The organism is Limosilactobacillus viscerum, from assembly GCF_947387525.1.
Lineage (GTDB): Bacteria > Bacillota > Bacilli > Lactobacillales > Lactobacillaceae > Limosilactobacillus > Limosilactobacillus viscerum.
The window spans coordinates 1-2129 of sequence record NZ_CANDNW010000056.1 but is presented as its reverse complement, the minus strand read 5'-3'; the positions used below and the strand labels follow the sequence as shown (position 1 = coordinate 2129).

Below are 2129 nucleotides of genomic sequence, written 5' to 3'. Positions count from 1 at the left end.
TGTAGAGGGCGGCTGTAAAATGTAGGAAATCGGCGGTTTAAAATTGTCGGTTTTCCTGCATTTTTTGTATACTCACTTTATCAATCTTTTGAGGAAGTGATGAGTATGCGAAAAGACGTTTATGAAAGGATGAGATATTTTGTGTTAGAGAAGATAAAACCAAATTACTCCGCTATTGCACGACAATATGGTGTTGATCCACGAACTGTAAAAGCGGCATATTTAAGAGCTCAGAGTGGTGAAACAACAGTCGTTAGGAAGCGACGAAGCCGTCGTAGTAAGCTAGACGGATATCAAGATATCATTGAGGATAAATACACTGCCGGATGTTCTGCCAAATCGATTTATGACTTTATCGTTGAAAAAGGCTTTACTGGTAAATACACAATCGTCAAAGACTATTGTCGTCGGTTTCGTAAAGTGCAAACTAAGAAAGCAACGATTAGGGTTGAGCATACGATCGGCTTAAGTGCTCAAGTCGATTGGAAAGAACGAGTTACCATGACTGACCGAAACGGTGTTCCACATACTTTCAGTATTTTCTTGTATGTCTTACCCTATTCAAAATTTAAGTTCTTAAGATTAACTCTAGATCAGAAGCAGGATACTTTATTCAAATGCTTATTTGAAGCCTTTAAGGATACTGGTGGAATTCCTAAAGAAATTTGGTTTGATAATATGTCAACTGTCGTTGACCATAAATTGAGTGATTTCCATCATCATCGCTTTAATGAACGATTCCTATCATTTAGTCATGATGCGGGCTTTCACCCAATCGCTTGTCGACCATTTAGGCCACAAACCAAAGGTTGTGTTGAGGCCTTGGCAAGAACGATGGGAAGATTAAAACCTTATGATGGCGAGTTCAGTACCATCAATGACTTGAACGATATCGTTAATCGATTAGCTCAACGACTTAACCATGAGAAGTCGCAAAGTAATAACCAGAAGCCAGTTGAATTATGGGCAAAAGAAAAAGAGCATTTCCGGTCTCTCAATTATGATCTCACAAGGTACTTCGACAGCGTCCAGACTAGAAAAGTATCGCGAGATTCAATGATTAGATTTCAAAACCATCAATACTCTGTTTCCCCTAATTATATCGGAAAAGAGGTTGAAATTAAACCAGCTACTGATGGTAAAGCTATTCATATTTTCTATCAAGGCGTTGAAATCCAGAAACATGATTTAACTAATAAGCAGTTTAATTATGATCCACACGACAAACACGCCATTCTAAAAAGTGATTTGATGGAAGATAAAACAGACGAAGAAATTGACCAGTATATGCTTAATAACCTCAGTATTTATGATCAGATTGGGGAGTAAAATGAATCAGTATCAAAAACTTATCGATAATTTAACGAAGTTAAATTTACACAATATGGCTGCATCAATTGCGAATTATCGGCAACAAGTCAATGACAGTCAAATTAGTTTTAGCGAAGCACTACTAGAACTAACGGATAAGGAGATCGCCTATCAGCAACAGGAAAGCCTAAAGAGAAGGATCAAACGCGCTAGATTTCCTATTATCAAGCAACTAAATGAGTTTAATTATCAATTCCAACCTTCGATTAACCAGCAGCAAATCGCCGAGTTTGCGACCATGTCATTCTTGGATAATCAAGAGAACATCATCTTTATTGGTAGCCCTGGCGTAGGTAAAACACATCTATCAATTGGACTCGGCATCGAAGCATGCCGGCAAGGTGTGCGAACGCTATTTATTAATTGTCATGAATTAATCCTTAGATTGAAGGCAGCACAAGAAAAGCAACATTTAGAACGAGTAATGCGTCGGTATGAGAGGTATGACCTACTAATCATTGATGAATTAGGCTATTTACCAATAACGGCGGATGAAGCAAAACTATTGTTTCAACTAATAAATGGCCGCTATGAGCGCAAATCAACAATCATAACGACCAATGTGCCATTATCAAGTTGGGGAACCATCCTCCAGAGTACTGCGACTGCAGAGGCGATTTTGGACCGCCTTGTCTATCATTCACACGTGATTAAGATCAAGGGGAAGTCATACCGTTTGGCATCGGTCAATTCTTAAACCGCCCGAATCATACATTTTTAAACCGCCATAAAACGACAATTCAAAACCGCCCTTGACA

2 protein-coding genes are annotated in these 2129 nt (G+C 38.7%); both read left to right on the top strand.

Going from position 1 to position 2129, the window contains the following annotated elements; translation table 11 throughout:
• Window positions 1–105: 105 nt before the first annotated feature.
• Complete coding sequence (istA, locus tag QOS07_RS09145) at window positions 106–1329, top strand: IS21 family transposase (RefSeq protein ID WP_034997756.1); 1224 nt, start codon at window positions 106–108, stop codon at window positions 1327–1329.
• 1 nt (window position 1330) lies between these two features.
• On the top strand, window positions 1331–2068 hold the full coding sequence (gene istB, locus QOS07_RS09140) for an IS21-like element helper ATPase IstB (protein ID WP_152702736.1): 738 nt from the start codon (window positions 1331–1333) through the stop codon (window positions 2066–2068).
• Window positions 2069–2129 lie beyond the last annotated feature (61 nt).

Coding starts and splice junctions, on each gene's coding strand:
- istA (WP_034997756.1), top strand. CDS start 106: ATGCGAAAAGACGTTTATGAAAGGATGAGATATTTTGTGTTAGAGAAG.
- istB (WP_152702736.1), top strand. CDS start 1,331: ATGAATCAGTATCAAAAACTTATCGATAATTTAACGAAGTTAAATTTA.